The sequence below is a fragment of the Mobiluncus sp. genome, assembly GCF_985070215.1.
Genome location: NZ_CFKZQR010000077.1, coordinates 1 through 3661 on the forward strand (window position 1 = coordinate 1; position 3661 = coordinate 3661).

2 protein-coding genes and 1 tRNA gene are annotated in these 3661 nt (G+C 58.7%); 1 reads left to right on the plus strand and 2 read right to left on the minus strand.

Annotated features, from left to right (window positions below; all coding sequences use genetic code 11):
- Positions 1-562: 562 nt before the first annotated feature.
- Positions 563-1681, minus strand: coding sequence for an ABC transporter ATP-binding protein (locus AC5LBQ_RS09450; protein ID WP_297346021.1), 1119 nt, complete (start codon positions 1679-1681; stop codon positions 563-565).
- A 229-nt stretch (positions 1682-1910) separates the two neighbouring features.
- Here AC5LBQ_RS09450 and AC5LBQ_RS09455 point away from each other — a divergent pair, with 229 nt between their 5' ends.
- Positions 1911-3503 (plus strand): serine/threonine-protein kinase, encoded by a 1593-nt coding sequence (locus tag AC5LBQ_RS09455; protein WP_493265318.1) that lies wholly within the window; start codon positions 1911-1913, stop codon positions 3501-3503.
- A 37-nt stretch (positions 3504-3540) separates the two neighbouring features.
- Here AC5LBQ_RS09455 and AC5LBQ_RS09460 read toward each other — a convergent pair.
- Positions 3541-3616 (minus strand) — tRNA-Thr (locus AC5LBQ_RS09460).
- Between the last annotated feature and the right edge of the window lie 45 nt (positions 3617-3661).

Here is a 3661-nt window from a genome sequence, read left to right on the forward strand (position 1 = left end):
ACCACGAGGTCTACGAATCCCTGGAAAAGCACGCCTCTGACTGAGGGGCAACCGGGCCGCTGGAGAATCCGGAGCTCTGGGGCGGGGTCCTTATCCGGCCGGTGGCAACTGTAGGTTCAGAAAAAACTGGGCGATTCTGGAATCCAGAATCGCCCAGTTTCAACCGGCAGGTGGTTGGGTTTTGGTGGTGTTGATTACCTGCCAGTTGAGGGGGTTTATTCAAATAGCTTTCACAGTTGTGATGGGGTGACACTGAAAACGGCCTACCACCAGCAGAACTATTTTCAAATTTACATGTTTCACTCATAAACAGCAACTAAATTTAACATTTCGGGCTGTTGCGTAAATCGTTGGAAAAATCCGAATCAGGCCAGGGCGGGCGCGAAGATTTCAGGCGGAAATACACGGGTGGTTCCCGCCCAGTTAGCGGGAACCACCCAGATGAGTTTGCGTTATTCGCCGAACCGTGACCCGGCCTGAGGCACAGACCCGGCAATCCGGCCTTTTGCGTTGACCGGCCCACCTAAGCCTGATGCACAGACCCGGCAACCCGGCGGGTAACTTAGTCGGGCAGGCGCTTGCCGGTCGCGGCGCTAAAGACGTGCTGGTGACCTGGGGTAATCCGCACATTCATGACACTACCCGGCTTCGGGGCAGTACGCGGAGGCACCCGCACCACCAGGTGATCTTCCGTGACTGAACCGGAAGTCCCTTGTTCCGCACCATCGAGGTGACCGTACACGTAGCCGTCCGAACCGAGTTCTTCGATGATGTCTACCACAATGGGCATCACGCCATCGCCGGTATCGGTGGTGATTTCCAAATCTTCAGGACGGAACCCAATCGTGACCTCGCCACCGTCAGCTTCAGTCAGGGCGCTGCGCTGCTCTGCGGAAATCGGCAGGGAAGCGCCGTAAAGCACCGCCTTGTCGCCTTCCACCTTAAACTTGCGCAAGTTCATGGAAGGTGATCCGATGAAGCCAGCCACGAAGTCATTTTCGGGGTGCTGATAGAGCTCATCTGGAGAACCGACCTGCTGCAAAATCCCGTCCTTGAGTACGGCAATCCGGTCGCCCATCGTCAGGGCTTCGGTTTGGTCGTGGGTCACGTACAAGGTGGTAACCCCCAGTTTGCGCTGCAGGGAGGCAATCTGGGTGCGGGTTTGCACACGCAGTTTCGCGTCCAAGTTCGACAGCGGTTCGTCCATCAGGAACACTTGGGGTTTACGCACGATAGCTCGGCCCATCGCGACGCGCTGACGCTGACCACCGGACAGAGCCTTCGGCTTACGATCCAGGTATTCGGTCAAGTCCAAAACCTTGGCGGCTTCCTCGACGCGCTTCGCGATTTCGTCCTTCGGGATGCCCGCGATTTTCAGAGCAAAACCCATATTGTCCCGCACTGTCATATGCGGGTACAGAGCGTAGTTTTGGAACACCATCGCAATATCGCGGTCTTTGGGCTGTACATCCGTGACGTCTTTGTCGCCAATCAGGATGCGCCCGGAGTTGACTTCCTCCAAACCTGCCAGCATCCGCAGCGAGGTGGATTTACCGCAGCCGGAAGGACCGACTAAAACCAGGAATTCACCGTCCGCAATTTCCAAGTCGAGCTCATCTACCGAGGGGGTAGTGTTGCCCGGATAGATACGTGTTGCTTTGTCAAAAGTGACAGTTGCCATAATAATAATCCCTTCACCGGCAGGTACGCGCCGGACGATCCGTTGTAAAGGCTGGATATGAAATTTGTCAGCAACGATGCTGACCCGACCATTATTCCAGATTTCCACGCTCTTTTCAGGTTTTTGTGCACAAGAGTGGGTGGGCGGGCTGGCAGGTTGAAAGTGCGCTGGCCCGTCCCCGGTATTCGGCATCGGGGGCCAAAGCCGGGGTTTGGCTATACTCGTTTACATGAGCGCAAACGCCGAGTTATTGGGTGCCGAAATAGGCGGGTACGTTTTGGAGCGCCGGCTCGGGACGGGTGCTTCCGCCACCGTTTATCTGGCTCATGACGGCGCCGGTAACCCGGTTGCTTTTAAACTATTGGCACCCGGCGCTGACCTGGGACAGCGTGATGGGGATGCCCGGGAGCGTCTCCGCTCCGAAGCGTTGGCTCTGAAACGGGCCAATGTTCCCGGGGTCGCGGCCGTGATGGACCTGGAAGTCGACGGGGTCGATGCTTTTATCGTCACGGAATATGTCCCCGGTCCGACTCTCTCGGAGGACGTGCGGGCTTGCGGAGCTTGGCAGCGCGAGGATGCTCTAGAACTGGGGACCATGCTGGCCGCCACCCTGCGGGCGGTGCATGAGTCCGGGATTTGTCACCGCGACATCAAACCCGCCAACGTAATACTTGGACCGAATGGTCCAGTACTCATTGACTTTGGGATTTCTTCCGTTTTGGAAAACACCAGCGGACTGACGCGAACCGGCTTGGTGGTGGGAACTCCGGGCTTTATCTCGCCGGAGGTTATCGAGGGAAAGAAAGCGGATTTCGCTGACGACTGGTGGGCTTTAGCCGCGTTACTGCTGTTCACCCTGACTGGACGGCCCCCCTTCGGAACCGGCTCGCCAACGGTCATTGTCTCGCGGATTTTAGCCGGAAACCCGGACGTGGCTGGGCTGGAAGCACCTTTAGCTGAGGTCTTTCGCAGGGTTTTAGCCCCGCAGGCTCAGCGAAGCGCGGATTTTACTGAACTCCTCCAGGCCGTCCAGTCCGGAGCGAACGGTGAGGAAACGGCCGCGACCGCGCTTTTGACCCCGGCAATCCCGAACGAATCGGGATACACCACGGTGATGCCTCAAGAGTTGAATGGTCGGTACAGTCCTGCGGGGATAGAAATCCCCGCTGCCGGGGTGGAATCCTCCCCGGAATGGTCCGCGGAAGAAACCGGCGGCGTGGCCGATACCTGCGGAGACGCGGATTTACCAGCTACCCAAACAACTGCCGAGCCCGACGCCACCGGCGTCACGGAGGAGGAGTCCGGAACCAAGCCCGCTCCGGGCATGTTGCCCTTTTTGGGATTGGCGGGCACGCTGGCCTGGGCGGCATGGATTCCGGGGCAGCCAGCAGTGTCCGGAGTCATCGCGGTGATTGGCTTTTGGGTAGCGGCGGTGGCGGGCTGGCATTGGCGTTCCACCCGGAAAATTCTGTCCCTGCCCGCAGCCTTAATTAAAGGGCTGGCCAGCACCCTACCAGCTGCTGTCATCGTGGCGGCGGCGCTGTTTCTGGCGGGGGAAATCCTGCGCGGTAACACGGTTACTCTGCCCACCGAACTGCCCGACACCATCCTCATCTTTGGAACAATCGTTCCAAAAAGGGTGTATGTGGCACAAGTCCTGTCCGGAGTAGCGCTCCTGGTGGCGTGGTGGATTCCGCTCAGCGCTCCGCTACGGGTTGGCGCCAGGAGAGTGCTGCGGGCGGCTTTGCCCACCCCGTTGCGCCGTCTCATCCTGGGGATGCTGCTGTTGGGGCTAGCGGCCGCGGCTTTCATCCTGGTCTGAGGTGTCACTGAGAGTTACCCCAGAGGGGCCGGCAGAGTGGAGCCACTTAACAGACTCGAACTGTTGACCGTCCGCTTACAAGGCGGGTGCTCTACCAACTGAGCTAAAGTGGCGGGGGTCCGATTTTCCCATAAATTCGCCCGCCCGACAAAGCCAGT